Source organism: Formosa undariae, from assembly GCF_042427615.1.
Classification (GTDB): Bacteria; Bacteroidota; Bacteroidia; order Flavobacteriales; family Flavobacteriaceae; genus Formosa; species Formosa undariae.
In genome coordinates this window covers 561,726-587,663 of the sequence record NZ_JBHMEZ010000003.1, presented here as the reverse complement: position 1 = coordinate 587,663, position 25,938 = coordinate 561,726, and the positions used below count along the sequence as shown (strand labels likewise).

Genomic DNA, 25,938 nt, shown 5'->3' with positions numbered 1-25,938 from the left:
TCGTAATCGTATTTAATTATCTAATACCTTATTATTCATACTGACATAAATAAGAGGTTTGCTCAGATACCTTAACTTGAAAGGTTTTATTCGCTTCTATCTGATAAGATTCTCCTGCTTTAAAGGTTTCCCAATTGCTAGATTCTGGTAATAATACGGTCATTGTACCTTCTATAACATTCATAGTTTCATGTTTGTCGGTGGCAAATTCGTAGGTTCCTGCTTCCATAACGCCTAAAGTCGATGCTCCAGTTGCCGATTGATAGCCTAAAGATTTTACATTACCTTCAAAATAGGTGTTGCTTGATATCATAATATTTGGTTTTAATGAAGGTTAAAAGTATAACAATGCTTTTTAAAGGACAAGTAAGAAGCCATAAACCCTAAAAATTCCATACCGACAGAAAATAAAAAATCGCCTAAAAATTTCTTTCTAGACGATTTCTCTTGGTTAATGATACATTTGGGGTATTAATCGTTGAAATATAATCCGTTTGGACCTACACCAACAATATAAGTATTTAATAGAGATCCTGTTAATGAGTATTCGTAAGCTGTTCCTCCAGAAGCAAAATCGCCACCATCTGTAATGTAAATCTTATCGTCTTCTACAGTAAAACTATACATAGCACCATACAGAGAAGTCGATGTATATTCTAATACTTTAGAAGGTGTTGTACCATTAATATCTAATTTATATACAGATGTTGCATCTGTAAAATACATAATATCATCTTCAATATTTAATAGCCTAGGACTTGTAACCACCCCTGATAAATCAATAGTATTTGTAATTGTGTTTGAAGCTGTGCTAATCTCAAAAATATTTGGTGTACCAGCAAAATTAGTTGTCAATACGTATAGATTGTCATCTTCCTCAACTATAGAATTAGGAGAATTTCCATCACCTAAATCAATAATTGTCGTTGCATCTGTACTAGGATTTAAAACAGTAATAGTTTGTCCGCTACCATAATATCCATTAGCAAAATAGATCATATCATCTTCTTCCATAACTTTTTCTGCATTTTCCATTGCAAAAGTAGATGTAGAATAATCTGATAAATTTATTACAGTAACAAAATCATCTGCAGATCCTAATTCCCATCCAGCAGAATTTGTAACATAGGCTTTTCCGTTTGCAATAGCACCGTATCTAGGATTTTCAAAATCGGTAGAAATTGTAGTCTTGTATTCAAAAGTGTAACGATCTACAACAGTAATTTGGTCTGCATTTCCAGAAATAATGTAAGCATTATAGTCATCAAAAAACATACTTTGTAAATATGTACCCGTTTCTGGAGACGTTGGATTTACAGTTCTGTAAACGTCGTCTTCCATCGTACCGTCGTTTCCAATAAAAGAAATACTTGCTGTTGCAGGGTTAGCATTCCCTTCGTTTAATACAAAATATCCAGTGTCGTAATCTCCTTTAGGAAGGTCTGGAGTTGCATCGTCGTCATTACTACATGAGCTTAAAAAAGCAGTGCTCGCAAGAGCTAGTACTAAAAATTTGTTTATCTTTTTCATAGTTTAATTAATTATATATTAATGTTTTAAGTAATTTTAGTTATGCCGTCCTGTTGCTTCTTAATATGGGAATGACAGGATTTTTTTGATTTTAAGTCTAAATTTACACCGTTCTTAATCCCTGTCGTATCTCGAAAATAAGCGCTAGTTGCCTTACCTAATCCATGCTCTTTCGAATAAATAGGGGATGTACAATACGTATTTAATTGCGAATTGGCAGAAGTTAGAATGGTGTCTAATTTCTGAATAGAATCGCTTAACACAAAAGACTGTGTTAGAACGCATGCAAAAAATAAAAAATAGAGTATTCGTTTTTCTTTCATATAGTTAAGACTCTTTGCCCGAAAGTCAATTAGTTTAGCTGAATTTGGCAGGTCTCCTGACTCTCGTCTTGTTAATTACCTTCCCAATTTTAAATTAAAATCAGTGGTGTATTAGAGTTTTAATAACAAGCATTTTGCAAAGCAAAACTAAGATTACAGTTGCGGGAACAGTTCGAGATTTACACTCAATTCCCTTTTAATCCATCATTTTAAATGATATGAACCAAAATTCGGTTCAAAACTAATGTTTTTATTTCTACTAAAATATAAATCCCATTTTTTTCGTAAAGAAGTTTCAGTATTATGGGTGTTATTTCTACTAAAAAATTAAAATATTTATTTCGTCTGAAATTTATATGCTTACATTTGAAGTGTCTTTATATTAAATTGAGGTGTGTATTAATTCGTTTTGAATATTATAATTCACACTTTTCAAAATTGAATTAAATGAAACCTTTTCAGTTAAAATTTTTAGTTATTCTACTCTTTGTGTTCGCTTTTAGTTGTAAAAACGACGCAAAAGCAGTCAAAGAAATACAAGAACAAAGTATAGATTTATCTTTAAAGCATGCTAAAGGCTTTTCGGTTAAAACGTTTAAAAATTATAAGGTTTTAGAAATTTATAGTCCATGGCCAAAAGCAGACAAGAGTTATAAATTTGCTTTAGTCGATAAGGACCAGATGGATATTGTAGATTTGAATGCAGACGATTTCGAGTCTATAATTCCTATCCCAATAGAGCGCATTGTAGTGACATCGACAACGCATTTGCCTGGCTTAGAATTATTAGGTGAAGATGAAAAATTAGTTGGATTTCCAGGAACACAATATGTGTCTTCAGAAAAAAATAGAACACGAATTGATAATAAAGAAATTCGTGAGCTTGGCAAAAACGAAGGGGTAAATACAGAAGTACTTTTAGAATTGCGACCAGAAGTTGTGATCGCTTTTGGCGTAGATGGGAATAATAGTTCTATGGAAACCGTTAAAAAAGCAAATATTCCAGTTATTTATAACGGGGATTGGGTCGAAGAAACGCCATTGGCAAAAGCCGAATGGATTAAGTTTTTTGGTGTGCTGTTTAATAAAGAAGATAAAGCAGAAGCCGTTTATAATAGTATTGAAACGGAATATGTAATGGCTAAAACGTTAGCCAAAAATGTAGAAAATAGACCTAGTGTATTTAGTGGAGCCATGTATAAAGATGTTTGGTATATGCCAAATGGCACCAGCTCAGAAGCACAGCTTTTAAAAGATGCAAATGCCAATTATCTTTGGAAAAATACGCAAGGCTCGGGAAGTTTAGCACTAAACTTCGAAACGGTTTTTAATAAAGCTAAAATGGGCGACATTTGGATTAACCCTTCAATTTACGGGAGTTTAAAAGAACTTGAAAAGGCGAATGTGCATTACACAAAATTTGATGCTTTTAAACAGAAACATGTCTATTCTATGTCTAATACCACAGGAGCAACAGGAGGTGTACTGTATTATGAATTAGGGCAGTCTAGACCCGATTTAGTTCTGAAAGATTTAATTAAAATTTGCCATCCAGAACTCCTTCAAGATCATAAATTATTCTTCTTTAAAAAGTTAAATTAATTGCCAAATCAGCAGACATATAGAACCGCGTTTTTAGTGCTTATTGGGCTATTACTATGTTGTTTTTTTATAAATATTAGTTTGGGGTCAGTTTCTATTCCGCTACATGGAGTTTTTGATAGTGTTTTTGGAAATTCGACGAATGAGTCTTGGGGTTATATCATTCAAAATTATAGGTTGCCAAAAGCAATTACAGCCATATTAGTAGGATCTGGTTTAGGGGTTTCAGGACTTTTAATGCAAACCTTATTTAGAAATCCTTTAGCAGGACCTTTTGTTTTGGGAATAAGTTCTGGCGCTAGTTTAGGAGTGGCCTTAGTGATTTTAGGCTCAGGGCTTTTTGGTGGTGCTTTTGCCGTATTATTAATTTCTAAATGGAGCGTTGTAATTGCAGCGAGTTTAGGAAGTTTCTTAGTGCTTTTATCCGTATTGTTAGTGTCATCTAGAGTGCGAGATACTATGGCTATTTTAATTATCGGACTCATGTTTGCGAGTATAACCGGTGCTATTGTAGGAGTTCTGTCTTATTTTAGTTCGGCCGAACAATTACAGCGCTATGTGTTTTGGGGCTTTGGTAGTTTGGGAAATTTATCATGGCTAGAATTAGGTGTTTTTGCATCGATTTATGGTGTTGGGTTGGTACTGAGTTTAGCATCAATAAAAGCACTAAATACGTTGTTATTAGGTGATAATTATGCTAAAAGTTTAGGCTTAAATTTAAAGCGAAGCCGATTGTTTATTATTTTAGCCACCAGTTTATTAGCAGGAACCATTACGGCTTTTGCTGGTCCAATTGCTTTTATCGGACTTGCGATTCCTCACTTAACACGTCTGGTTTTTAATACGTCTAATCATAAAATATTATTACCTGCAGTAGTGCTATTAGGAGGAATTATCATGTTAATCTGTGATACCATTGCTCAGATTCCGAATAGCGATTATACCTTACCTATTAACGCCATTACGTCTTTGGTTGGTGCTCCAATTGTGATATGGCTATTGGTTAGAAAACGAAATTTGATGTTTTAAGATGACGGGAAATAGCAAACATATCATTTTAAAAACTGAAGATTTATCTATCGGTTACCGTTCTAAACATAGAGATCATACTATTTCTAAGGATATTAATATTGCTTTAGGAAAAGGAGAATTGATTGGATTGGTTGGAGGAAACGGAATTGGAAAATCTACCATGTTGCGGACTTTAACGAATACACAGCCTGCGTTAAGCGGTCAGGTTTTTATAAATAATAAAGATGTCACTATTTATGACGCTTTAGAGTTGGCGCAAGTGTTAAGCATCGTGTTTACAGAAAAAATAACCTCTAAGAACTTATCCGTTTTCGAGTTGGTTGCATTAGGAAGACAGCCCTATACCAATTGGATTGGAACGTTATCCGATTTAGATTTGGAGAAAGTAATGCACGCTTTGCAACTTACAAATATTGAAGATTTAAAACATAAAAAATGTTTTGAACTAAGTGATGGGCAGCTTCAAAAAGTTATGATTTCAAGAGCACTAGCTCAAGATACTGATTTAATTATTTTAGACGAGCCAACGACACATTTAGATATGTATCACAAAGCATATACTTTAAAATTACTTCAAAAATTAGCAAAAGAAACAGGGAAGACCATATTGTTTTCGTCTCACGAAATAGATTTAGCGATTCAGCTTTGCGATAAAATGATTGTCATGACACCTGAAAATGTGGTTTCAGATGCGCCATGTAATTTAATTCAGCAGGGTGTGTTTAGTACTTTATTTCCCGATGATTTAATTCAGTTTGATCCGGAAACGGGAAGTTTTCGTGTGAATAAATAAGGTTTAAATCTTAGTCTCTGCATTCTTTTCCTTCGATTAAAAACGACTATATTTGAGTCATTTCAAAATAATTTCATGAACGATACTATTATATTATTGGCATCAATAGGCGTTTCTGCTCTTGTAGGAATGGTTATCGGGTTTACAATTTCTAAACTAAAAAGCAAAGGCGAGTATAGTCGGATAGAAGAACGCTATGCGCAATTGCTTCAGCAGTTTTCTGAATATAAAAAAGATACATTGTCTCAAAACTTGAAGCAAGACGAGGCTTTTAAAGTTCAGTTAGAGACGCTTCAAAAGAATATTTCAAAAATTGAAGGTGATCGCGAAGACATCCGTAGAGAAAAAGAGTTTTTAAATACAGAATTAACGCGTAGAAATTCAGAATTTGAAAACCTTCAGCAACAAAATTTATTGCGAGAAAAAGATGTCGTAAAACAACAAGAACAGCTTCGAAAGGATTTTGAATTGATGGCAAGTAAGATCCTAGAAGAAAAATCAGAGAAATTTACACATCAGAATAAAGAAAATTTAAAGCTGATTTTAAATCCGTTGCATGAAAAAATTCAAGGTTTTGAAAAACGTGTAGAAGAATCTCAGAAGGAAAGTATTGGCATGCATTCTGCTTTAAAAGAACAATTATTGGGACTTAAAGATCTGAATGTTCAAATGACAAAAGAGGCAACCAATTTAACTAGAGCTTTAAAGGGAGACAGTAAGATGCAAGGAAATTGGGGGGAATTGGTTTTGGAACGTGTATTAGAAAAATCAGGCTTAGAGAAAGATAGAGAATATTTTGTGCAACAACATTTTACGCGTCCCGACGGCACGCGAGTGTTGCCCGATGTGGTTTTAAACTTGCCAGATAATAAGCGAATGATTATAGATAGTAAAGTCTCTCTAACCGATTACGAACGTTTTGTAAATGCAGAAGAAGATGATCGCGCTTTGTATTTAAAAGCGCATGTTAATTCAATCCGTAGACATGTCGATCAGCTTTCTGCCAAAAACTATCAAGATTTGTACGCTATGGAATCTCCAGATTTTGTGTTACTTTTTATCCCTATAGAACCTGCTTTTGCAGTGGCTATTAACGAAGATAATTCACTTTATAATCGGGCGTTCGAGAAGAATATTGTGATTGTAACTCCCGCGACTTTATTGGCTACATTGCGCACCGTAGACACCATGTGGAATAACGAAAAGCAACAACGTAATGCCAAAGAAATTGCTAATCAGGCTGGCGCTTTATATGATAAATTCGATGGTTTATTAAAGGATTTAACGGGTGTTGGTAAGAAAATAGATGATGCTAAGAAGGATTATTCCTCGGCTATGAATAAATTATTTGATGGTCGTGGAAATTTAATTTCTAGAGTTCAGAAGTTAAAAAAGATGGGAGCGACTTCGAAAAAGAGTTTGCCAGAAGCCATTTTAAAACGCGCTTTAAGCGATGAAGAGGAATAAAAAAAGCAGCTTAAAAAAGCTGCTTTAGTATATTTAGGTGTCTTAATGTTTAAGACTCGTCTACATTCTTTTTGATAATATCTTCCTTTTTAGGGGCTGCTTTAATTGGTGCTTTATCCCGTATAAACAAATTGATTACAACGAGCATAAATGCTATAATTATTACAGATGCCACAACAAGGTTGTCTAAAATATCTAGCATTCCTGCAATTGAAAAAGTCAGAGAGACTGAAATAGCTAGTATAAACGACGTTTTATCTGAAAACATATTAATTTTTAAATCCCTGTATAGTTACTAGGAGTTATTGCCTTTAATTCTTCTTTAATTTCGGCAGATACTTCTAAGGTATCAATAAAATTTGAGATAGACAATTGGTTTATTTTTTCATTTGTACGCGTTAAACCTTTTAAAGCTTCATAAGGATTAGGATAAGCTTCGCGACGTAAAATGGTTTGAATCGCTTCAGCAACTACTGGCCAATTGTTCTCTAAATCTTGTGCAAATTTATCTTTATTAATAAGTAATTTATTCAACCCTTTTAAAGTCGATTCGAAACCAATTAATGTATGTCCGAAAGGCACACCAACATTTCTTAAAACAGTACTATCTGTTAAATCACGTTGTAATCTTGAAACAGGTAATTTTGAAGCAAGGTATTCAAAAAGGGCATTTGCCATTCCTAAGTTTCCTTCACTATTTTCAAAATCGATAGGATTTACTTTATGTGGCATTGCAGAACTTCCAACTTCACCAGCTTTAATACGTTGTTTAAAATAATCCATAGAGACGTAGGTCCAAACATCGCGATCTAAATCGATAAGAATGTTATTGATACGCTTTAAGTTATCGAACAAAGCAGCCATATGGTCGTAATGTTCAATTTGTGTTGTAGGGAACGAATGGTGTAACCCTAAAATGTCTTGTACAAATTTACTTCCGAATGCTTTCCAATCGATATTTTTATATGCTACAAAATGTGCATTGTAATTTCCTGTTGCTCCACCAAATTTAGCAGCATGAGGCACTGTTTCTAATAATCTAAATTGCTCGTTTAAACGGACAACAAAAACGTCTATTTCTTTTCCTAAACGTGTTGGAGATGCTGGCTGGCCGTGAGTTCTTGCCAACATTGGCACATCGCTCCATTCGCTAGCTAATTCTTGTAATTTGTCTTTAAGAACATTAAATTTTGGTAAATATACCTCAAGTAAAGCTTCCTTAATACTTAAAGGAACTGCTGTATTGTTAATGTCCTGAGATGTTAATCCGAAGTGGATAAATTCTTTAAATTCTGAAATGTTTAAAGCATCGAACTTTTCTTTTATAAAATATTCTACCGCTTTTACGTCGTGGTTGGTAACACTTTCAATTTTCTTAATCGCTAAAGCATCTTCTGTAGAAAATGATTTGTAAATCTCACGTAAATCACCAAAAAGACTAGTGTTGAAATCTTTAAGTTGTGGTAACGGAATTTCGCAAAGGGCAATAAAATATTCGATTTCTACTTGAACTCTATATTTTATTAAAGCTTCTTCAGAAAAATAAGGAGCTAAAGAACTTGTTTTGCTTCTGTAACGACCATCAATTGGCGAGATCGCATTAAGTGTTGATATAGACATGTGTTGTGAATTTTTTTAAAAGGCCAAATATAAGCATTTCAGAGCCTATTTTATGAGATATTATAAAAGGATTTCGTTAAATATTTCATAGGAATATTAATAGTTTGAAGGTCTTATTTTTTAGAATTTATATGTTTTAAAATTTTGCGGGCTCTAGCTCTATAGGCTGCGCTTTGGCTAAGGAAGTCGCGCTCTAAAATAACGGCTAATTCGGGATGAATCCATGGAAATTCCTTTCCTAACACATATAAAGTCCACATGGCATAGGCTTTTGTAGCTACTTTTTGGTTATTAATCATATAATCAAAACATACCGAAATTATACGATCTTTGTGTTGCTTTGAAAACATAAACTGTAATAAGCTATTTTCCGGTATATTAATTTTTTCCGCCAAATATTCACATATTTTTGCAACGGGTCTAACCGCGGGATCTAAATGTACAAGGTGAATGCTAGATGTGAATTTATCTAAATAAGGAAGTAGGATGAGTAAATTTTTTTTACAAACAAATTCTAAAACCCATCCAGCACGACATGATAATTTATCGTCTACCATAAATAGGATATCTAGTAAATTATCAATTAATGACGGGGCATCTAAAATAAGTTGAGTGTACCGTACCCGCTTTTCACGTGAGTGGTCAACATCATTTAATTGTTCGTAAAGTTGTGTTGTAGTCACTTATTTGTTATATTTTTAATTACTAAATTTAAATAAATGAAAGGTCTTAATAAAATATTACTGCTAATTTTAGTGGTATTTGTAATTGCTCAGTTTTTTAAACCAGAACAAAATATAGGAGACTTAACGTCTATAGAACCCTTTCTTGAAGAAACAAATCCTCCAGAAGCTGTTAAACTTATTCTGGAAGAATCGTGTTACGATTGCCATAGTAGCCATACAAGATACCCTTGGTACAGTAATATTACGCCCGTAAATTATTGGATGGCAGAACATGTAGACGATGGAAAAAAACACTTCAATGTGAGTAAATGGGAGAGTTATTCTATAAAGAAAAAAGATCATAAAATTGAAGAATTAATTGAAATGGTTGAAGCTAAAGAGATGCCGTTAGAGTCTTATACTTTAGCACATTCGGAAGCGAAATTATCTGATGCCGATATTGCATCTCTAATAGAATGGGCAGAACATGTGCGTATTAAACTGACCTTGTTACCGAAGCCACAATAACCTATGACAAATGTATTAATTATTGGTTTTGTATGGCCAGAGCCAAAATCGTCTGCCGCAGGAAGCAGAATGATGCAACTTATTGAAGCGTTTCAATTACAAAATTTCCGAATAACTTTTGCTAGCCCAAGTAGTAAAAGTGAGCAAGCAGCGGACTTAAAAACTCTAGGAATAAATGAGATAACTATTGAATTAAACAACTCAAGTTTCGATGTGTTTTTAAACGAATTACAACCAAATATTGTGCTTTTCGATCGTTTTTTAATGGAGGAACAATTTGGTTGGCGTGTAACAGAACATTGTCCAGATGCATTGAAAATTCTAGATACCGAAGATTTACATTGTCTTCGAAAAGGAAGGCAGCAAGCGTATAAAGACAACGTTGAATTTAACGACGACTATTTATTTAATGATTTTGCTAAACGTGAAATTGCAAGTATTTACAGGTGCGATGTAAGCGTTATGATTTCTGAAGTTGAAATTGAGATTTTAACTCAAAAATTTAATGTGCCCGAAAATTTATTATTGTATTTGCCATTTATGCTGGACCCGATTTCTGAAGCAGATCAGAAAAATTTACCCACTTTTCAGGAGCGCGAGCATTTCGTAACGATCGGAAATTTTTTACACGAACCCAATTACCAATCCGTGTTGTATTTAAAGCAAACACTTTGGCCGCTTATAAAAACAAAATTACCAAAAGCAGAGCTTCATATTTATGGATCCTATGCCTCTCAAAAAGTAAATCAGCTACATCAGCCTAAAGATCGTTTTTTTATAAAAGGTTTTGCCCAAGATGTAAACGAAGTGATGAGACAGGCTAAAGTTTGTATTGCACCTCTCGTTTTTGGAGCCGGATTAAAAGGGAAATTGGTAGATGCTATGTCTAACGGAACGCCTTGTGCCATGTCTTCAATCGCAGCAGAAGGTATGTTTGGTACATTAGAGCCTAATGGTTTTATAGCCGATAATGTAGACGACTTTGTCTTGAAAACTTCCGAGTTATATACAAATGAAGCCCATTGGAATAAAAAACAGGACTTCGGATTTAATAGTTATAATTTGCGTTTTAATAAGTTGTACTTTCAACAACAATTTTTATTGCGTATAGCGTCCCTTCAAAAGCATTTACAATCACATCGCTTACATAATTTCACAGGAACATTATTACAACATCATAGCATGCAGAGTACAAAGTTTATGTCTCGATGGATTGAAGAAAAAAACAAACACAATAGCAGTACATAATATATGGATTGGACTTTAATTTTAAAAATCACATATGGGATTATCGTTCCCATAGTGTGCTTGCGTGTTATTTACGATACCAATCACATTTCCAAAACGCTGTCGTATTTGTTGTTAGTTATTTTTGTTCCATTTTTTGGGATCATTTTTTACTTTTCATTTGGAGTAAATTATAGAAATAGAAAAATATACAGTAAAAAACTTTTTATAAATATTCAATTTGAAGAAAAGTTAGAAATTCAATTGCAGCATTATGCAAAACAAATTATAAAAAATAAAGGAGCGCTTTTAGAGTCTAATAAAAAGTTAATCCGTTTGCTGTTTAAGGATATTTCTAGTCCGTTAACTAATAAAAATGAAGTTGATTTATTAATTAATGGAGAACAAAAATTTCCTGAAGTTTTTAAAGCTCTAGAAGCCGCAAAGCACCATATTCATATTGAGTATTATGTGTTTACGGAAGACATTATTGGTCGTAAAATTGAAGCACTTCTAATTAAAAAAGCTAAGGAAGGTGTACAAGTAAAATTTATGTACGATGATTATGGAAGTAGTTCAATTCGTAAAAGTTTGGTGTATCGCTTGCGAGAAGCTGGTATAGAAGCGTATCCGTTTTATAAAATTAAACTGATTTATTTAGCGAACCGCATGAATTATCGAAACCATAGAAAAATTATTGTTATCGATGGTCGTGTTGGGTTTGTAGGCGGTATAAATGTGAGTGATAGGTATACAAATGATATTAAGACGAGTATATTCCCTTTTTGGAGAGATACGCATTTAAAAATTCAAGGGCCTGCAGTTTGGTACCTTCAATACCTGTTTTTATGCGATTGGAATTTTTGTGCAGATTGTGAGCTAGAGCCCGAAGATCATTTTTTTCCTAATTTAGATACTTTTAAAACGACAAGTAATGTTGCCGTTCAAATTGCAGCTAGCGGACCCGATTCTCCTTCGCCAACAATTTTATATTCGTTGTTACAAGCGATTAGTTTAGCACAAGAAGAAATACTTATTACGACACCTTATTTTGTGCCTAACGAAAGTATTATGGATGCCTTATGTATTGCTGCAATGAGTGGGGTGAAGGTAAAATTATTGGTGCCTCGTGTTTCCGATTCTAGAATTGTAAATGCTGCAGCGAGCTCTTATTATACAGAATTACTGGAGTCAGGGGTACAAATATATCGCTATACAAAAGGCTTTATACATTCCAAAACAACGACAATAGATAATGAAATAGCCATTGTAGGATCTGCAAATATGGATATGCGTAGTTTCGATTTAAATTTCGAAGTGAACGCCATTGTATACGATAGAGATATAAATAAGCAACTTAAAGATGCCTTTTATAACGATTTAAATGATGCCGATGAAATTGATTTAGAACGTTGGATGGAACGGTCTTGGTATCATGAACTGTCAGAAAAAATAGCGCGTTTATTATCGCCTTTATTGTAAACTTAAGGAATCTATTTACGCTTTAAATTCTGAATTCTACTGAATAATGTAGGATGCGAATAATGCATAAATACGTACGCCGGATGTGGTGTTAAATTACTTAAACTTGTTTTTGATAATTTCTTAAGAGACGATATTAAGTCGGTTGGATTATACGTGTTTTTTGCATAATCGTCTGCTTGATATTCAAACGTTCTAGAGAAGAGATTCATCACTAAACTTGTCAATTCACTTATCGGACTATAAAGTAACCCAAAAGCGATTAAACCGACATGGAAACTCGGAATTTCAACTCCAATAGCATTCGATAATAAAGGGTTTGAAATGAATAGCGATAACACAAAAAGTGTTACTCCTGTTAGTAAAATAGAAGCTACAAGATTAAAAATAATATGTTTCTTTTTATAATGTCCAACTTCATGAGCTAGTACCGCTACAATTTCATTTTCGCTTAAATCCTTAATTAAGGTATCGTATAATGTCACGCGTTTCTCACTCCCAAATCCCGAGAAATAGGCATTTGCTTTTGTACTTCGCTTAGAGCCATCAATCACAAAAATGTTATCTAATTTAAAACCTACGGTTTTTGCATATGTAGAGATTTTATCTCTTAAACTCCCGTTTTCTAAAGGTGTTTGTTTATTAAAAAGAGGCACAATTAATTTAGCATAAAACATATTCATTAGTAGGCTAAATACGGCAATTAATGCCCAGGCATAAAGCCAGAACTGTTCGCCTGCTATATCGTAAAACCAGATAATAAGAGCTAAAATTCCACCGCCAATTACAGCCAACATTAGCCAGCCTTTTATTTTGTCGATTAAAAAAGTGGTCTTAGTGGTTTTGTTAAACCCGAATTGTGCTTCAATCACAAAAGTCTGATAGTAATTAAAAGGTGTGGTTAATATGTCGCTTCCCATCATTATTATTCCGAAGAATATAATTGCAATAACAATAGAATTGTCACTGAAACTTCTTGCAATATTATCTACGTATTCAAAGCCATCCAAAAACAAAAAGGATAAAGTTAGAACGATGGAAAATGTAGATGTTAATAATCCGAACTTATAATTTGTCGCCTTATAACGTTGTGATTTTTTATACGCTTCGTCGTCGTAAACATCTTGTAATTCCGTTGGTAAAGCATCCTTAAAATGCTTTGCGTTTAATGCATCCAAAACTTTATCGATTATAAAATCGATTATAATGATGGCAATTATGATATAGAAAAGCGTAGTAGAAGTCATAAAATGAAATGGGAATTTAACTGAAAAATTAAGCAAATTGACGCTGACGCTTAGCTTCGAAAACTAAGATTCCGGCAGCTACAGAGACGTTCATAGAATCGATTTCGCCCTGCATTGGAATAATGATGTTTTGAGTGGCATGATTTCGCCATTCCTGACTTAATCCAGTAGCTTCAGTACCAACCACTAAAGCTGTAGCCGTTGTGAAATCTTGGGTGTGATACGGTTTTGAAGCTTGTAATGCAGCACAAAATATATGGATGCCTTTCGATTTTAAAAACGAAATAATATCGTCTGTTGTTCCAGAAGCAACCTGATTTGTAAATACACAACCTACACTAGAACGGATAATATTAGGATTGTACAAATCCGTTTTAGGGTTAGCAATAATAAAAGCATCAACGTTTGCAGCATCGGCAGTTCTTAGTAAAGCACCTATGTTTCCTGGTTTTTCTGGAGCTTCAGCAATTAAAATTAAGGGATTTGGTTTATCGAAAGTCAAATCAGATAATTCTAAAGTTTTTGTTTTTGCTACAGCAAGTACACCTTCAGTGGTATCGCGATAGGCTAATTTTTGGTAGACATCTTTAGAGACTTCAATAATCTCGGTGTCCGTCGATGTTAAGGATTCAATTTGAATATTTTCAATATAATCGTTACAATATAAAAGGGTGTCTATGGTGTACTGACCTTTTAATGCAAGTGAAATTTCACGCTGACCTTCAATTAAGAACATTCCTGATTTCTTGCGGTCTCGAGACTTTTCTTTTAATTGAACCAACTGCTTGATGTAACTATTTTGAGTGCTTGTAATTTCTTTCATAACCTAAAAAAAACAAAAGTAATTGTTTTAGCTGTAATTAATACCTTTTCAATTCGTCAAAGACCATAAATCATTATAAAACACATGAAAAATACTTTACTACTTTTATTACTTGTTGCGTTTGCATCATGTAAACAATCATCAGAAAAGAAAACGACAGAACAGCTGCCTGTAGAAGATGTCGCAACTCAAAAAGCAGTAGCCAAAAGCTATCCTGAGAGCATCGCAAAAGTGTTTGAAGCACATGGTGGTATAGCCACTTGGAATGCTATGCAAACTTTAGCATTTACCATGGAAAAACCAACAGGACCTGAAGTTACAACTACTGATTTAAAACGTAGAAAAGCACATATTGATATGCCAAACCACACTTTAGGTTTTAATGGGAAAGACGTGTGGTTGCACTCTAAAGATACCACAGCTTACAGAGGGAAGCCTAAATTTTATTATAATTTAATGTTCTATTTCTATGCGATGCCTTTTGTTTTATCGGATGATGGAATTACATACAGTGACGCGGAACCATTACTTTTTGAAGGTGTAGAATATCCTGGAATTCAAATTTCTTACGGAGCAGGAGTAGGCGAGTCGCCAGATGATGAATACATTTTATATTATGACGCCAAGACAAATGAAATGGCTTGGTTAGCATATACCATGACCTTTTTTGCTAAGGAGAAAAGTAAAAAGTTCAGTTATATAAAATATGGAGATTGGGAAGACGTAAATGGCGTGAAATTGCCAAAAGCGATACAATGGTATAAAGTGGTTGAAGGCCAACCTGTAGAAGTGAGAAATGAAGTGAAGTTTTCTGATATAAAACTATCTAAAGACAAGCAAGATGCTTCGTTTTATGAGGCTCCTGAAGGTGCTGAAATTGTAGAATAATTTACTTATAAATTTCTAGAGTCATTTAGAGCCTTTAGAAAACTATAGATTTAAAATGTTAACAGCGTACTTCATATACCGCTGTTAACATTTTTTGTGTTATACCGTTTTATTTATTAAAATAATTAACCAAAAGGGCCACGATATAACTATAACTTTCCATACCACCTTGCTGATTATTAGCTTCTAAATAAGAGTTATAGGTCATCTTAAAAAGGGGTTCTAAAGGATTTTGATAGCTTTCCCAAAAGACACGTGTTTCGTCGTAATTCTTTAAAGTACCCTTATTTACTGTGTCTACTAAAATTTCATATTGAGCAGGGTCGCGACGGTAAATTTCATTTAAACAGTGGCGTAATCCGAATGCGTATCCGGAGTATTTCATATAAATATCATCGTTGTTTATTGTTGCTAAGCACCCTATGAAATTAGCTTCATTTTCGGCAGCATAACCCAATTGATGTGCCATTTCATGAGCAGAAGTTGTTGGGAATTTATAGCTCGGAATTAAATAATCTACTTGTGCTTCATTGGTCAACGGATTCAAATATCCGCTAAATCCCATATAGGTAAGAGGGACACTAAACAAGGACTTTTTAATACTTCGAGGCTGATATGCTAAATGTGGATATTGTGCTTCTAGATTTTTGTATCCAGATTCCGAACGCTTCATAATTTCCGATTTACTGTAAGGCATTTCAACTTTTATGGTATCATTCTTAGTGATTTCTAGCTGTAGGGCATTGGTTTTTTTTATTAATTCCTGAGTTACAGAAATAAGTTGCTCTGTTGTATAATCGGCCTTTAAATTTAAATTCTGATGCAGCGGTAATCTGTAGTAATTCATACCCCAGAATAGATGAAATGCAAAATATAATAAGGTCACGGTCGATAGGATATCGATAAGCCATTCTTGGGTATTTCTAAAAAATCCTTTTCTATTTACAATTAGCCACCTTACCATATAAATAATTCCAAATGCGTAGACTAAATCTCCAAATGAAAACGGAATCCAGCCCAAGCCGTAACGTAATGTTTTAGAAATTATAGGATAGATCCCATTACTATAATAATGTTCTATGATTTCAGGGTAATTCGATAAGAATTTTACTAGAAAATATACTGGAAGCAAAGAAAATGCTAGATATGTTTTTGGGTTTTTATACATGCTTCAAAAATAAGTAAATGTTTGTAATAGGTGAGCGCTAATATGTACCTTTGTGTAACATTATAAAACGAAATTATGAATTCAGAAATAAGAGCGCTAGAACCAAAAGCCCTTTGGAACAAATTTGCAGATTTAAATGCTGTACCAAGAGCGTCGAAAAAAGAAGAGCAAGTGATTGCCTTTATGAAAGATTTTGGGTCGTCTTTAGGATTGGAAACTATTGAAGATGAAGTTGGAAATGTAATTATTAAGAAGCCAGCAAGTGCCGGTATGGAAGACAGAGCACCTATTGTAATGCAATCGCATTTAGATATGGTTCATCAAAAAAATAACGATACGGTTTTCGATTTTGCCACTCAAGGTATAGAGATGTTAGTAGACGGAGATTGGGTTCGTGCAAATGGTACAACTTTAGGAGCAGATAATGGTTTAGGAGTGGCTACAATTATGGCTATTCTTGAAAGTAACGAGATTGCGCATCCGCCACTTGAAGCGTTATTTACTATAGATGAAGAAACCGGAATGACAGGTGCACAAGGTTTAAAAGGAGGTGTTTTGGAAGGAAACATTCTTTTAAATTTAGATACTGAAGAAGATGATGAAATTGGAGTAGGTTGTGCCGGAGGAATCGATGTTACTGCAACTAGAACGTATGAAGTAGAAGAAACTCCTGAATTTAAATTAGGATATAAAATTACAGTTAACGGCTTACAAGGGGGACATTCAGGGATGCAAATTCATGAAGGTTTAGGAAATTCGAATAAGATTTTAAACCGCTTATTATTTGATGGTTTTGAAAATTTCGGATTACGTATTTCTGAAATTGACGGTGGAAGTTTACGTAACGCTATCCCGCGTGAAAGTTTTGCTATTGTCGCTGTAGATGCGATTCACCAAGCGGCTTTCGAGTTAGAAATGAAACTTCAGGGTGCTACAATCCAAGAGGAATTAAAAACAATGGAACCAGATTTATTGGTAACTGTTGAAGCTGTTGAATTACCTGAAACGATTATGGATTTAGGTGTACAAGAAGGATTATCAAGAGCGTTATATGCAGCACACAATGGTGTGTTTCGTATGAGTGCAGATATTCCGGAATTGGTTGAAACGTCTAATAATATTGCTCGCGTACTTGTAAAAGACGGACATATTAAAGTAGGCTGTTTAACGCGTTCTTCGGTAGATAGTTCTAAATGGGATTTAGCAAACACATTACGTTCTGCTTTCGAATTAACGGGGTGTGAAGTGGAGTGTACTGGAGATTATCCAGGATGGGCACCAAATATGGATTCGTCTATTTTAAAAGTGTTAGATGCGACTTACCAGAAAATGTACGGTGAAAAAGCGCATGTTGCTGCTTGTCACGCAGGATTAGAATGTGGAATTATTGGTACTAATTATCCAGATATGGAAATGATTAGTTTTGGACCTACCATTAAAGGAGCGCATTCTCCAGACGAACGTGCTAGTATTTCTTCAGTTCAGAAATATTGGAAATTTGTTCTTGAAATTTTAAAAGAGATTCCTAAAAAATAGATAAGATTATATATAAAAAAAGCCGCTATAATTAGCGGCTTTATTATGTGTTAAAGTGAACTGTTATTCAGCTAAACCTACAATTTCTAGATCGAAAATTAAGTTTGTGTTTGGTGCAATTACCGGAGGTGCACCTCTTTCTCCGTATGCTAAGTAAGAAGGAATAAATACGCGAGCTTTATCTCCTAAATTCATGTTTAACATAGCTTCTCTAAAACCAGGAACTAATCCAGCACGTTCACTATATATCATAGGGAAAGGTTTGTAACCACCTTGAGCATCACGTTGTTCTTCGTATTTTTCGTATTTCTTAGCAATTTCTGGCATAGAAGTATCAAATAACTCACCGTTTTCAAAATAACCAGCATAGTTTATAAGTACACGATCTGAACTCGTTGGTGTAACGTTTCCTTCTCCACGCTCAGTATAAATCATAACAACACCTGTTTCTAATTTTTTTACTTCACCTTTTAAAGACTCATTTTCCTTAATAAAGTCTTCTTTTTCTCGTTCTAAATTAGCCAAAGCCTCCTCTTTTCTACGTTCAATTTCAGCAAAACTATTTAAGAATACTGCATTAGAATCGAATTTTTTGGCAGCAGAACCTTTTCTAATAATGTTTACAGATGTAATTACTACATCCTCTACAGGTTTGTCGCCTGGACCCACTTCTACACTAGAAATAGAATCCTGAACGTCTTGTCCTAAAACCAATTCACCAAAAACAGTATGTCTATTATCTAAATTAGGTGTAGCAAGATCTGTGATAAAAAACTGACTCCCATTAGTGCCAGGTCCGGCATTTGCCATAGATAAAATACCTGGTTTGTTGTGTCTTAAACTATCATTAAATTCGTCTGCGAATCTGTAACCAGGACCTCCACTTCCCATTCCTGTAGGATCACCTCCTTGAATCATAAATCCATCGATTATACGGTGAAAAGTAAGGCCGTCGTAATATCTTTTTCCAGCAAAAGCACTGTCTACTTTAGTATTTGTTCCCTCTGCAAGAGACACAAAATTAGCTACAGTAACTGGCGTTTTTTCGAACTCAAGGTTAGCAACCATGGTTCCTTTGTTAGTGTTAATTTCTGCATACATCCCATCTTCTAAATCTGGGTATTTATTATCGCATGCTGTAAAACTTACCAAAAGGGCAAGTAAAAAAAGTTTCATTGATTGTTTTAATAATGTCATTGTGTGAAATTAATTTTCGGTTATTGAATGAATTGTTACTTTACAAATAAGTGGTGTATTTGTGTTTATTTTATTTTGGTCGCCATAATAGCCATAAGCAGTTGCCGAAGGAAACAAGAATGTTGCCGTTTCTCCAGCTTTCATTAATTTTAGTCCTTCTCGTAAACCTGTAAATAACTCTTGTTTATCAACGAGGTAGCTGTCGGGCTTAGTTTCTGAAAATGAATATACTAATTCTCCATTTATAGTTTTAACGTTATAATCGAATTTTACTAGATCCCCAAAGCTTGGATTCGGTAAAGAATCGGCTTCTACTTTAGTATTATAGGTGTACCAAAATCCATTTTGAGATGTTAAATACGTCTGGTCCGGATTGGCATCCATAATATCTTGGAAACGTGTTTTTTCGTTTTCGTATAATTTAATATTTCGTTCTACAGATTCCGTTACAAACGTCCCACTTTTTACAGAAATTGGTCGTCTTGCTTCTGGAGATTTACAGCTTAGTATACTTAAAATTACCAAGCAACACAATCCGATTTTTTTCATGAAATTAGTTCCTTTTTATGGTCTGGTAATATAGTAATAAATTTTTCAACGGTTTCAGTTAAACTTAGATCACTTTTTCCGCCTGCAGCATTGGTATGTCCACCGCCTTCAAAATATTGTCTAGAGAATTCGTTTACGGAAAAATCGCCTTTAGAGCGTAACGATATTTTAATAATATTGTCCTTTTTATGCTCTATAAAAATAGCTGCAAAAATAATATTATCTAAGGATAAACCGTAATTTACAAAACCTTCGGTATCTCCTTTTTTAAAATCAAATTGGTTTAATTCGTCTTGAGATAGCGTAATATATGCCGTTCTTAACTCCGGGATGACTTTTAAATTTTTTAAAGCGCAACCTAAAAGTTGAAGTTTAGCATAACTATTGGTATCGTAAATGGCATTGTGAATATCCGAGTTATTAGCACCACAAGCAATTAGTTTTCCTACAATTTCATGCGTCTGACTTGTTGTTGAAGAGAATCTAAAAGAACCGGTATCAGTCATAATTCCAGTATATAAACAAGTTGCAATATCTGCAGTTACTAAATTTTCATCACCCAGCATCTTTATAAAAAGGTATACCATTTCGCAGGTAGAACTCATAGTAACATCAGAAAATACAAATTTTGCATAATCGTCTGGTTGTTGGTGGTGGTCGATCATGATTTTAATAGCTTGACTTTCACCAATACAATCTCCCATGTGCCCGACACGGTGTAATGCATTAAAATCTAATGTAAATATAATATCTGCATCCTGTAATAAAGCATTACAACGATCTGTTTCTGCATCATGTTTTAAGACGGTTTCATCTCCTGGTAACCATTTTAAAAAGTGCGGATAATCATTTGGAGCCATAACAATGGCATCGTGATTAGCCGATTTTAAATAATGATATAATGCTAAGGTAGACCCCATAGCATCTCCATCTGGATTTTTATGAGGAACAATAATTATTTTTTTTGGTGTACTTAAAAGTACTTTTATTTGGGTGATTTCTGCTGTTGTCATAAGGGGCGAAGATACAATTTTTTAATATGTGATTATATTGTATTTCTTAAGAAATATATTACTTTTGGAGCAAATTTATAAAAAGAATGGCAACAAATAGAACTTTTACAATGCTTAAGCCGGATGCGGTTGAAAACGGACACATTGGCGCAATTTTAGAAAAGATCAACGCTTCAGGATTTAGAATCGTTGCACTAAAATTAACGCAAATGACAATTGCAGATGCTCAAGAATTTTATGCAATACATAATGAAAGACCTTTCTTTGGTGAATTAGTTGAGTTTATGACTAGAGGACCTATAGTTGCTGCAATCTTAGAAAAAGAAAATGCAGTTGAAGACTTTAGAACTCTTATTGGTGCAACTAATCCAGCTGAAGCTGCAGAAGGAACAATTCGTAAATTGTTTGCTGCATCTATCGGAGAAAATGCTGTGCATGGTAGTGATAGTGATGAGAATGCTGCTATAGAAGGCGCGTTCCATTTTTCTGGAAGAGAAATGTTTTAAGACAAAATCTCTATAAAATATTAAAAACCTGTAATTCTTTACAGGTTTTTTTATTTTAGTACAGTTTAAAATTTGAATCTATTAAAGATTTATTTATTTTTCCATTATGGAATTTGTAAACCTACCTAGACAGCCTAGTGCGTTTATTTCTTACTTACGAGTAGGTCGGTTGTTGTACTATTCTCTTTTCCTCTTTATCTTAGAATCTTGGGTGTATTGGATATATCTTAAAGCCGCATTTCAAAAGGATAATTTATGGATCCAAGGCTTTTGGATTTGGTGTTTTCTTTTTTCATTTGTCCATATCTTTTTAGTGCTAATGGATGGCTGGTCGCGTTATCAGAATTATAAACGGGCAAAAGATCAGTTTTTCGAGTATGGGTTTAGAAAACGTATTGCAGCAAATTATATCATTTCTAAATGTCAGCGTGAAGCCGCTTTAGTTGCAGCTAGTGAATTGGGAATAGAAAAAAAAGTTGCTCATTACTATAAGCAACACGGCGTAAAATGGTTTCATTATATTCCGTATTTTATGGTTAAAGACCCTTTGTTTTTATTGCGTAAAGCATTCTGGTCGCGTACGTTTTTAGAGCGTAGTTATACGTCTAAATTTAATTTTAAGGAACTTCAACCCAAGTTAACGTCATGATGTTAGTAGTAACAGATTTATGTAAATCGTACGGTAAATTACAGGTGTTAAAATCTGTAAATATGCAATGTAAAGCAGGCGATATTTGTGGTGTTTTGGGGGCTAATGGTGCAGGCAAAACTACTTTGTTCAAAATAATTTTAGGATTAGTTAAGCCTGATTCTGGACGTGTTAATTTAAAGGCCCAAGGGATTAAACCTATAGGAGGAATCGTAGAGAAACCAGCACTTTACGACTATTTAAATGCCTACGATAACCTGAATCTATTTTGCAAAAGCCAAGGCTTAAAACCGACAGCTACAGATATTTATAATCGATTGCAACAAGTAGGGTTACCTATAGATAGAACAGATCCTGTACGTAATTATTCTATGGGAATGAAGCAGCGTTTGGGGATAGCCATTGCATTATTAAATAACCCGAAAAGCTTAATTTTAGACGAACCCTTTTCAGGATTAGATCCTTTAGGGATTTCTGCCTTACGAAAATTAATTATTGATTTAGCCGAGAAACAGCATTTGGCCATCTTAATCTCGTCTCATATTATTGACGAGCTCAGTAAAATATGTAATACACTGTATGTGATTAAAGAAGGTGAAATTATTAAATCTGGTTCGGCTCAAGATATCATTTTAGAAAATACCACTAGCTTTAGTTTTAGTGCGCCTAATATAAAATTATCTGAAGCTTTAAAGTGTTACGATGTTAAATTTAAAGGAGAAATAGCGCAGGTGTCTGTAAGTACAAATCAAGTGCCTAAATTAATTCAGGAATTATCTGAGGAGAAAATTTTTATTACTTCTTGTGTGCCTGAATTAGATATGGATAAACTGTTTCAATACCCCTGAATATGCGTGCATTAATTTCTTCAGAATTTTATAAACTCTACAAGCAAAGTAAAACGTATTATGCTTTGGTAGCACTTTTTATAATTGAAGCAGTAGTACTAGTCAGTGCTTATTTTCAAGGAACAAGCATTATAGATATTTTACTAGATAACTTAAAGCAAACTTTTTATTTCGAAGGAAATTTGCTTAACGGTAACCTTTTAGTGTATCTTATTTTAAATACATTATGGTTCCATTTACCCTTAATTTTAATGATTATCGTATCAGGAACATTAACATCGGAATACAAGGATAGAACCGTCCAAGCGATGTTATTACAACCCATTAGTAAATGGCAGTTTATTTTAAGTAAATACATAGTTGCTGTTATTTTTACTTTAGTGGTTGTCTTTTTTGTTGCACTTTCTGCATTTGCATTGTCGTATGGGATTTTCGGAAAAGGAGATTTAATAGTCTATTTAAATGCTTTAAATTTCTTTGAACATCAGGATGCGTTTTACCGCTTAAAATGGGCCTTTGTATCTGGTGCCTTTTCAATGGTCTTTTTCTCGGTGGCGAGTTTAACTATCGCAGTGTTTTTTAAGGAAGCCACAAAGACTTGGATTGTTTCTGCATTTTTCTTAATTCTTTCTAATATTTTGTTAAAAGTAGATTTTGGAATCGCCTGGATAAACCGGTTGTTTTTTGCCAAGTTAAATGATACGTGGCAATACTTTTTTTATACCGAAATTCATTGGGATGCCATATTACAAAATACATTGTTTTTAAGCGTTTATATTGTATTAATTATGGGGGTTGGTGTTTACGTTTTCAATAAAAAAGATATAGGATGATACGATTTTTACTTTTGTTTTTTTGTGTTTCGACAGCTGTAGCACAACAGATTGATGCAGATTTATTAGCCATTAAATCCCGAATGGATGCTGTACAGGCATTTACAGTAGATATACAATTGGATGTAGATATTAGTTTTATAAATATGCCAACCAAGCATGCTAAGATGACCTACACCAAAGGTGAGAAAGCGATGTTTGAATCGTCTGACTTTGTAATGATTCCGAAACGAGGATTAGATTTTTCGCTTCAGCAGTTGTTTGAATACCCTTTTATTACTGTAGATCGTGGCGAAGCAATAAGGAATGGAAAGTCTTATAAAGCCATAAATATAATTCCAACAGATAAGCGCGCCGACTTTTCGATAGCGACCTTATTATTAGACACGACACATGTTAGAATTTCTGAATCTGAAATTAACACTAAAAAAAATGGAACCTATACTTTATGGTTTCATTTTGAAAATGATGATACCGTTTTACCTGAATTAGTAGATGTGAATTTTGAAATTGAACGTTTAAAAATACCGCTAAACTATATGGGAAAAGATACATCTATCGATAGAAGGCAAATGAAAGAAGAGGACGTTAAAACAGGAAAAATAACCTTAAAAATGACCAATTACAGTATTGATTTTTTATAATTGTTCTAGCTCTAATTCGTAATCGTATTGTAAATCTTCATGTAAGGTAGAAATGCTTTTCTTAATACTAGCAATCTGTCTATCGTATAAATTTGTTAGGGTAGTATTACGATTAATAGATGGCCTAAACGCTTTCAGTTCCGTACAAAAAAACAACAAAAGTTCGACTTCAGTTTCTTTCTTTCCAGAATAGCGGACATAGATTTTAAGCTGACGTAATATTTTACGTACACTTTTTGTTATATAGAAATAACTTTTGGTATTAATCGTTGAAAACTGTTCTGAGATTTCTGTTTTAATTTGATTTATGTATTCGGCTTCGTTATGCGATTCGAACAATAAGTAGGTGAGTAGCTCTTTGTTTTCTTTTTTAAACTTGGATAAACGTAAACATAATTCAATAAGCTCGTCTTGCGTTTGATCTTTTAATTCTACTTTTAACTGTCTTACTGTGGCTGCCTTCATTTATACGTTGTAATGCTGTCTAATAATGTTTCTTACTCTTATTAATCTATAAGCACCTATTCCTAATATAATTGGAGCCATAATAATTAATACAATTCCAAACCATTCCATCTGTTCAAGCATATGTAGTTTTATTATGGTTAGTCCTGTTCCTAAAAATACCATAAACGATCTAAAATAGGCAAGAAATGTGCGTTCGTTTGCGAGTTTTGTCCGTTCTATTGCTAACCAATCTCGTGTTATTAAAGCTGGTGGAGTTGTTTTTTCTTCAGCCATAGTTCTTAGCTACTTTAGGTTTGTTTACTTCTTCAAAAATAAAGATAGTCAAAGCTAAACTTCTATTTTAATTTTTCAAAAGTAAAGGTATAAAAAAAGCCCAATCTTACGATTGAGCTTTTTAATATATGAGGGAAGATGATTTATTGCTTATCAGCTTCTACCATGCTTTTCATTTCTTTTTCAACCATTTCGTAGAATTGGTCAATTTTAGGAAGTACAACAATACGAGTACGTCTGTTTGTAGCTCTGTTTTCAGCAGTATCATTATCAACTAATGGTACGTAATGACTTCTACCAGCTGCAATTAATTGAGCAGGATTAACATTCATTTCTTGTAATACTCTTACAACAGAAGTTGCACGTTTTACACTTAAATCCCAGTTGTCTTCAAGAATACCACCTTTTTTGTAAGGTACGTTATCTGTATGACCTTCAACCATTGCTTCAAAGTTTGGTTTGCTATTTACAACTTTAGCAACTTTCGCTAAAACATCTTTTGCTTTATCTGTTACGATATAACTTCCGCTTCTAAATAATAATTTATCAGCAATAGAAATAAACACAACACCTTTTTCAACATTAATTTCAATGTCTGGATCGTTAATACCAACTTCTTTCTTTAAACTAGTAACAACAGCTAAAGTAACGCTATCCTTTCTTGTTAAAGCATCTTGTAATCTTGTGATTTTAAGATCTTTTTCTTTCATGCTTTCTAAAGATTTCTCTAAGTTTTCAGCACCTTTTTGAGTCAGTGTTGTTAGATTCCCTTTAGTGTCAATTAGATCTGTAATTTGATCTTTCAAGGCTTCTGCTCTTGCAGTAGCTGCAGCTTTTTCTGTTAAACAACTATTCAGTTTAACTGTTGCTGTATTTAATAAATCTTGAGTTTCTTTTTGCTTAGATTCTAGTGCTGTATAATCTTTTTTAGATACACATGATGATAATAGGAGTAAAGCAGCTACACTGCTTAAAATTAGTTTCTTCATAATAATTCTTAAATTACATTTAAACATATCAAAAATAT

The 25,938-nt window shown here is 33.7% G+C and carries 29 protein-coding genes and 1 riboswitch; of the genes, 14 read left to right on the top strand and 15 right to left on the bottom strand.

Annotated elements, in window-relative coordinates:
- Nucleotides 1-31: 31 nt before the first annotated feature.
- From ppnP to ACFFVB_RS06035, 3 genes are all read right to left on the bottom strand, one after another.
- Entirely contained in the window at nt 32-313 is a 282-nt protein-coding gene (gene ppnP, locus ACFFVB_RS06045) for a pyrimidine/purine nucleoside phosphorylase (RefSeq protein WP_382381817.1), read from the bottom strand.
- Between the two features lie 158 nt (nt 314-471).
- A complete protein-coding gene (locus ACFFVB_RS06040) occupies nt 472-1,530 on the bottom strand; it encodes a DUF5074 domain-containing protein (protein WP_382381816.1) in 1,059 nt (352 codons plus the stop codon).
- A gap of 26 nt (nt 1,531-1,556) precedes the next feature.
- Entirely contained in the window at nt 1,557-1,853 is a 297-nt protein-coding gene (locus tag ACFFVB_RS06035; protein WP_382381815.1) for a hypothetical protein, read from the bottom strand.
- Nucleotides 1,854-1,882: 29 nt separating this feature from the next.
- Nucleotides 1,883-2,096: riboswitch (cobalamin riboswitch) on the bottom strand.
- Between the two features lie 204 nt (nt 2,097-2,300).
- Between ACFFVB_RS06035 and ACFFVB_RS06030 the strand changes: the two genes are divergently transcribed.
- The 4 genes from ACFFVB_RS06030 (at nt 2,301) to ACFFVB_RS06015 (ending at nt 6,747) form a co-directional block, all read left to right on the top strand.
- Nucleotides 2,301-3,455 (top strand): ABC transporter substrate-binding protein, encoded by a 1,155-nt coding sequence (locus ACFFVB_RS06030; RefSeq protein WP_382381814.1) that lies wholly within the window; start codon nt 2,301-2,303, stop codon nt 3,453-3,455.
- A complete protein-coding gene (locus ACFFVB_RS06025) occupies nt 3,456-4,484 on the top strand; it encodes a FecCD family ABC transporter permease (RefSeq protein ID WP_382381813.1) in 1,029 nt (342 codons plus the stop codon).
- A 1-nt stretch (nt 4,485) separates the two neighbouring features.
- Nucleotides 4,486-5,280: an ABC transporter ATP-binding protein gene (locus ACFFVB_RS06020; protein ID WP_382381812.1), complete on the top strand. Its 795-nt coding sequence runs from the start codon at nt 4,486-4,488 to the stop codon at nt 5,278-5,280.
- A 75-nt stretch (nt 5,281-5,355) separates the two neighbouring features.
- Nucleotides 5,356-6,747, top strand: coding sequence for a DNA recombination protein RmuC (locus ACFFVB_RS06015; protein WP_382381811.1), 1,392 nt, complete (start codon nt 5,356-5,358; stop codon nt 6,745-6,747).
- A gap of 49 nt (nt 6,748-6,796) precedes the next feature.
- Here ACFFVB_RS06015 and ACFFVB_RS06010 read toward each other — a convergent pair whose 3' ends face one another.
- From ACFFVB_RS06010 to ACFFVB_RS06000, 3 genes are all read right to left on the bottom strand, one after another.
- On the bottom strand, nt 6,797-7,015 hold the full coding sequence (locus ACFFVB_RS06010; RefSeq protein WP_382381810.1) for a hypothetical protein: 219 nt from the start codon (nt 7,013-7,015) through the stop codon (nt 6,797-6,799).
- Between the two features lie 8 nt (nt 7,016-7,023).
- Nucleotides 7,024-8,367, bottom strand: a complete 1,344-nt coding sequence (gene purB / locus ACFFVB_RS06005; RefSeq protein WP_382381809.1) for an adenylosuccinate lyase — start codon at nt 8,365-8,367, stop codon at nt 7,024-7,026.
- A gap of 113 nt (nt 8,368-8,480) precedes the next feature.
- The gene (locus ACFFVB_RS06000; protein ID WP_382381808.1) at nt 8,481-9,050 is read right to left on the bottom strand and encodes an adenylosuccinate lyase; all 570 of its coding nucleotides are present in this window, start codon (nt 9,048-9,050) and stop codon (nt 8,481-8,483) included.
- A 36-nt stretch (nt 9,051-9,086) separates the two neighbouring features.
- On the opposite strand from ACFFVB_RS06000, the gene ACFFVB_RS05995 reads away from it, so the two are divergent.
- From ACFFVB_RS05995 to cls, 3 genes are read left to right on the top strand one after another with little or no spacing between them, the layout of a single operon-like run.
- Complete coding sequence (locus tag ACFFVB_RS05995; protein WP_382381807.1) at nt 9,087-9,560, top strand: heme-binding domain-containing protein; 474 nt, start codon at nt 9,087-9,089, stop codon at nt 9,558-9,560.
- Between the two features lie 3 nt (nt 9,561-9,563).
- On the top strand, nt 9,564-10,808 hold the full coding sequence (locus ACFFVB_RS05990; protein ID WP_382381806.1) for a glycosyltransferase: 1,245 nt from the start codon (nt 9,564-9,566) through the stop codon (nt 10,806-10,808).
- Nucleotides 10,809-10,811: 3 nt separating this feature from the next.
- A complete protein-coding gene (gene cls / locus ACFFVB_RS05985; protein ID WP_382381805.1) occupies nt 10,812-12,269 on the top strand; it encodes a cardiolipin synthase in 1,458 nt (485 codons plus the stop codon).
- An 11-nt stretch (nt 12,270-12,280) separates the two neighbouring features.
- Here cls and ACFFVB_RS05980 read toward each other — a convergent pair whose 3' ends face one another.
- Nucleotides 12,281-13,516, bottom strand: a complete 1,236-nt coding sequence (locus ACFFVB_RS05980; RefSeq protein WP_382381804.1) for a M48 family metallopeptidase — start codon at nt 13,514-13,516, stop codon at nt 12,281-12,283.
- A 28-nt stretch (nt 13,517-13,544) separates the two neighbouring features.
- Nucleotides 13,545-14,339: a TrmH family RNA methyltransferase gene (locus tag ACFFVB_RS05975; RefSeq protein WP_382381803.1), complete on the bottom strand. Its 795-nt coding sequence runs from the start codon at nt 14,337-14,339 to the stop codon at nt 13,545-13,547.
- Between the two features lie 84 nt (nt 14,340-14,423).
- Here ACFFVB_RS05975 and ACFFVB_RS05970 point away from each other — a divergent pair, with 84 nt between their 5' ends.
- Entirely contained in the window at nt 14,424-15,227 is an 804-nt protein-coding gene (locus ACFFVB_RS05970; protein WP_382381802.1) for a hypothetical protein, read from the top strand.
- 109 nt (nt 15,228-15,336) lie between these two features.
- On the opposite strand, the gene ACFFVB_RS05965 is transcribed toward ACFFVB_RS05970, so the two are convergent.
- Nucleotides 15,337-16,395 carry a DUF3810 domain-containing protein gene (locus tag ACFFVB_RS05965; protein ID WP_382381801.1) on the bottom strand — a complete coding sequence of 353 codons (1,059 nt, stop codon included), beginning with the start codon at nt 16,393-16,395 and terminating at the stop codon, nt 15,337-15,339.
- A 75-nt stretch (nt 16,396-16,470) separates the two neighbouring features.
- Between ACFFVB_RS05965 and ACFFVB_RS05960 the strand changes: the two genes are divergently transcribed.
- On the top strand, nt 16,471-17,931 hold the full coding sequence (locus tag ACFFVB_RS05960; RefSeq protein ID WP_382381800.1) for an aminoacyl-histidine dipeptidase: 1,461 nt from the start codon (nt 16,471-16,473) through the stop codon (nt 17,929-17,931).
- A gap of 63 nt (nt 17,932-17,994) precedes the next feature.
- Here the strand turns inward: ACFFVB_RS05960 and ACFFVB_RS05955 are convergent, their stop codons facing one another.
- From ACFFVB_RS05955 to ACFFVB_RS05945, 3 genes are read right to left on the bottom strand one after another with little or no spacing between them, the layout of a single operon-like run.
- Complete coding sequence (locus ACFFVB_RS05955; protein ID WP_382381799.1) at nt 17,995-19,107, bottom strand: peptidylprolyl isomerase; 1,113 nt, start codon at nt 19,105-19,107, stop codon at nt 17,995-17,997.
- Nucleotides 19,108-19,137: 30 nt separating this feature from the next.
- A complete protein-coding gene (gldI, locus tag ACFFVB_RS05950; RefSeq protein WP_382381798.1) occupies nt 19,138-19,677 on the bottom strand; it encodes a gliding motility-associated peptidyl-prolyl isomerase GldI in 540 nt (179 codons plus the stop codon).
- Nucleotides 19,674-20,690 (bottom strand): DHH family phosphoesterase, encoded by a 1,017-nt coding sequence (locus ACFFVB_RS05945; RefSeq protein WP_382381797.1) that lies wholly within the window; start codon nt 20,688-20,690, stop codon nt 19,674-19,676. Before ACFFVB_RS05945 ends, gldI begins: the two co-directional genes overlap by 4 nt.
- 86 nt (nt 20,691-20,776) lie before the next feature.
- Between ACFFVB_RS05945 and ACFFVB_RS05940 the strand changes: the two genes are divergently transcribed.
- The 5 genes from ACFFVB_RS05940 (at nt 20,777) to ACFFVB_RS05920 (ending at nt 24,170) form a co-directional block, all read left to right on the top strand.
- A complete protein-coding gene (locus tag ACFFVB_RS05940) occupies nt 20,777-21,196 on the top strand; it encodes a nucleoside-diphosphate kinase (protein WP_382381796.1) in 420 nt (139 codons plus the stop codon).
- Nucleotides 21,197-21,302: 106 nt separating this feature from the next.
- A complete protein-coding gene (locus tag ACFFVB_RS05935; protein ID WP_382381795.1) occupies nt 21,303-21,845 on the top strand; it encodes a hypothetical protein in 543 nt (180 codons plus the stop codon).
- On the top strand, nt 21,842-22,693 hold the full coding sequence (locus ACFFVB_RS05930) for an ABC transporter ATP-binding protein (protein WP_382381794.1): 852 nt from the start codon (nt 21,842-21,844) through the stop codon (nt 22,691-22,693). Before ACFFVB_RS05935 ends, ACFFVB_RS05930 begins: the two co-directional genes overlap by 4 nt.
- 2 nt (nt 22,694-22,695) lie before the next feature.
- Nucleotides 22,696-23,526 (top strand): ABC transporter permease, encoded by an 831-nt coding sequence (locus tag ACFFVB_RS05925; RefSeq protein ID WP_382381793.1) that lies wholly within the window; start codon nt 22,696-22,698, stop codon nt 23,524-23,526.
- On the top strand, nt 23,523-24,170 hold the full coding sequence (locus ACFFVB_RS05920) for a hypothetical protein (protein ID WP_382381792.1): 648 nt from the start codon (nt 23,523-23,525) through the stop codon (nt 24,168-24,170). The genes ACFFVB_RS05925 and ACFFVB_RS05920 overlap by 4 nt, the downstream gene beginning before the upstream one ends.
- On the opposite strand, the gene ACFFVB_RS05915 is transcribed toward ACFFVB_RS05920, so the two are convergent.
- From ACFFVB_RS05915 to ACFFVB_RS05905, 3 genes are all read right to left on the bottom strand, one after another.
- Complete coding sequence (locus ACFFVB_RS05915; protein ID WP_382381791.1) at nt 24,165-24,635, bottom strand: hypothetical protein; 471 nt, start codon at nt 24,633-24,635, stop codon at nt 24,165-24,167. The genes ACFFVB_RS05920 and ACFFVB_RS05915 overlap by 6 nt on opposite strands.
- The gene (locus tag ACFFVB_RS05910) at nt 24,636-24,911 is read right to left on the bottom strand and encodes a DUF202 domain-containing protein (RefSeq protein ID WP_382381790.1); all 276 of its coding nucleotides are present in this window, start codon (nt 24,909-24,911) and stop codon (nt 24,636-24,638) included.
- Between the two features lie 143 nt (nt 24,912-25,054).
- A complete protein-coding gene (locus ACFFVB_RS05905; RefSeq protein ID WP_382381789.1) occupies nt 25,055-25,900 on the bottom strand; it encodes an OmpA/MotB family protein in 846 nt (281 codons plus the stop codon).
- Between the last annotated feature and the right edge of the window lie 38 nt (nt 25,901-25,938).

What these genes read in the sequence shown, in the direction of transcription:
- ACFFVB_RS05915 (WP_382381791.1), bottom strand. Translation starts at nt 24,635, where the DNA reads ATGAAGGCAGCCACAGTAAGACAGTTAAAAGTAGAATTAAAAGATCAA.
- ACFFVB_RS05920 (WP_382381792.1), top strand. Translation starts at nt 23,523, where the DNA reads ATGATACGATTTTTACTTTTGTTTTTTTGTGTTTCGACAGCTGTAGCA.
- gldI (WP_382381798.1), bottom strand. Translation starts at nt 19,677, where the DNA reads ATGAAAAAAATCGGATTGTGTTGCTTGGTAATTTTAAGTATACTAAGC.
- ACFFVB_RS05935 (WP_382381795.1), top strand. Translation starts at nt 21,303, where the DNA reads ATGGAATTTGTAAACCTACCTAGACAGCCTAGTGCGTTTATTTCTTAC.
- ACFFVB_RS05930 (WP_382381794.1), top strand. Translation starts at nt 21,842, where the DNA reads ATGATGTTAGTAGTAACAGATTTATGTAAATCGTACGGTAAATTACAG.
- ACFFVB_RS06030 (WP_382381814.1), top strand. Translation starts at nt 2,301, where the DNA reads ATGAAACCTTTTCAGTTAAAATTTTTAGTTATTCTACTCTTTGTGTTC.
- ACFFVB_RS05975 (WP_382381803.1), bottom strand. Translation starts at nt 14,339, where the DNA reads ATGAAAGAAATTACAAGCACTCAAAATAGTTACATCAAGCAGTTGGTT.
- ACFFVB_RS05945 (WP_382381797.1), bottom strand. Translation starts at nt 20,690, where the DNA reads ATGACAACAGCAGAAATCACCCAAATAAAAGTACTTTTAAGTACACCA.
- ACFFVB_RS05905 (WP_382381789.1), bottom strand. Translation starts at nt 25,900, where the DNA reads ATGAAGAAACTAATTTTAAGCAGTGTAGCTGCTTTACTCCTATTATCA.
- ACFFVB_RS05960 (WP_382381800.1), top strand. Translation starts at nt 16,471, where the DNA reads ATGAATTCAGAAATAAGAGCGCTAGAACCAAAAGCCCTTTGGAACAAA.
- ACFFVB_RS06040 (WP_382381816.1), bottom strand. Translation starts at nt 1,530, where the DNA reads ATGAAAAAGATAAACAAATTTTTAGTACTAGCTCTTGCGAGCACTGCT.
- ACFFVB_RS06020 (WP_382381812.1), top strand. Translation starts at nt 4,486, where the DNA reads ATGACGGGAAATAGCAAACATATCATTTTAAAAACTGAAGATTTATCT.
- cls (WP_382381805.1), top strand. Translation starts at nt 10,812, where the DNA reads ATGGATTGGACTTTAATTTTAAAAATCACATATGGGATTATCGTTCCC.
- ACFFVB_RS05925 (WP_382381793.1), top strand. Translation starts at nt 22,696, where the DNA reads ATGCGTGCATTAATTTCTTCAGAATTTTATAAACTCTACAAGCAAAGT.
- purB (WP_382381809.1), bottom strand. Translation starts at nt 8,367, where the DNA reads ATGTCTATATCAACACTTAATGCGATCTCGCCAATTGATGGTCGTTAC.
- ACFFVB_RS05970 (WP_382381802.1), top strand. Translation starts at nt 14,424, where the DNA reads ATGAAAAATACTTTACTACTTTTATTACTTGTTGCGTTTGCATCATGT.
- ppnP (WP_382381817.1), bottom strand. Translation starts at nt 313, where the DNA reads ATGATATCAAGCAACACCTATTTTGAAGGTAATGTAAAATCTTTAGGC.
- ACFFVB_RS05940 (WP_382381796.1), top strand. Translation starts at nt 20,777, where the DNA reads ATGGCAACAAATAGAACTTTTACAATGCTTAAGCCGGATGCGGTTGAA.
- ACFFVB_RS06015 (WP_382381811.1), top strand. Translation starts at nt 5,356, where the DNA reads ATGAACGATACTATTATATTATTGGCATCAATAGGCGTTTCTGCTCTT.
- ACFFVB_RS05965 (WP_382381801.1), bottom strand. Translation starts at nt 16,395, where the DNA reads ATGTATAAAAACCCAAAAACATATCTAGCATTTTCTTTGCTTCCAGTA.
- ACFFVB_RS05995 (WP_382381807.1), top strand. Translation starts at nt 9,087, where the DNA reads ATGAAAGGTCTTAATAAAATATTACTGCTAATTTTAGTGGTATTTGTA.
- ACFFVB_RS05990 (WP_382381806.1), top strand. Translation starts at nt 9,564, where the DNA reads ATGACAAATGTATTAATTATTGGTTTTGTATGGCCAGAGCCAAAATCG.
- ACFFVB_RS05980 (WP_382381804.1), bottom strand. Translation starts at nt 13,516, where the DNA reads ATGACTTCTACTACGCTTTTCTATATCATAATTGCCATCATTATAATC.
- ACFFVB_RS05910 (WP_382381790.1), bottom strand. Translation starts at nt 24,911, where the DNA reads ATGGCTGAAGAAAAAACAACTCCACCAGCTTTAATAACACGAGATTGG.
- ACFFVB_RS06035 (WP_382381815.1), bottom strand. Translation starts at nt 1,853, where the DNA reads ATGAAAGAAAAACGAATACTCTATTTTTTATTTTTTGCATGCGTTCTA.
- ACFFVB_RS05955 (WP_382381799.1), bottom strand. Translation starts at nt 19,107, where the DNA reads ATGAAACTTTTTTTACTTGCCCTTTTGGTAAGTTTTACAGCATGCGAT.
- ACFFVB_RS06010 (WP_382381810.1), bottom strand. Translation starts at nt 7,015, where the DNA reads ATGTTTTCAGATAAAACGTCGTTTATACTAGCTATTTCAGTCTCTCTG.